The sequence below is a fragment of the Staphylococcus simiae genome, from assembly GCF_002902085.1.
GTDB lineage: Bacteria > Bacillota > Bacilli > Staphylococcales > Staphylococcaceae > Staphylococcus > Staphylococcus simiae.
Map to the genome: position 1 here is coordinate 1 of NZ_PPQR01000124.1, position 894 is coordinate 894.

1 protein-coding gene is annotated in these 894 nt (G+C 32.2%); it reads right to left on the minus strand.

All coding sequences use genetic code 11. The features are described 5' to 3' along the window. The coding region (locus CD113_RS11575) for a transposase (protein ID WP_103262361.1) at positions 1 to 894 on the minus strand (894 nt) is incomplete at both ends.

Consider the following 894-nt stretch of genomic DNA (forward strand, 5'->3'; position numbering starts at 1 on the left):
AGTCTTATGAGATTTCTCATTAGGCTGCTTTCTTAGTTTGTAATAATAATCGACGACATGATTATCATAATGATGTTGTCCCTTTAAAATATTCATAACCACCCAAAACAATAGTCTTCTCGCTTTTTTATTACCACGTTTATTGATTGTATCTCTACTAGATGTACTACCTGATTGATATCGTTTGATATCAATACCTACAAAAGCATTGAGCTGTTTATGTGATCTGAATCGTGTAATATCACCAATTTCTCCAATAATCATCGCTGCACTTAACTTGCCTATACCTGGTATCGAATGAATGTTTTCAAAACAATCGAGTTGTTGTGCTAATTGAATCATGGCCTTATCTAATTGTTTAAGACGCTCAATAGATTGTTTTAATTGTTGAATAAGTAAACGTACTTTTTCAACTAGAAAAGAATGTCTATCGACATTGGGATAGCTTTCCGAAGCAATATTCACTAGTTGATGTGCATATTTTTCTGCTTTATTCATTGATAGACCTTTATCTGTAGAACTGAATATATGAGTAATAAGCATATCCATACTTTTATCGGTAACCATGTCTGGATGAGTGAATATTTCTGCGATGTTAAGTGAAATGATTGAATATCGACTACTAAATAAATTTTCTAAACCAGGAAATGTCTGATGTAGTATTTCAACAATTTCATTCTTAAGTCGATTCTGTTCATTTTCAATTTCTAAATGAAAACGTACACGTTCTCTTAACTCAAAGAATATTGAATCATGATTATGGTTAGACAAACTGTCCGTTTGTTTAAGCGTAGGTGCTAAATGAGCGAGTTTGTGAGCATCAGCCTGATCAGTTTTCCATGATCTTAAAGAACTCGTTCTAAATTTAGCTTCTAACGGATTCATTTCAATAAA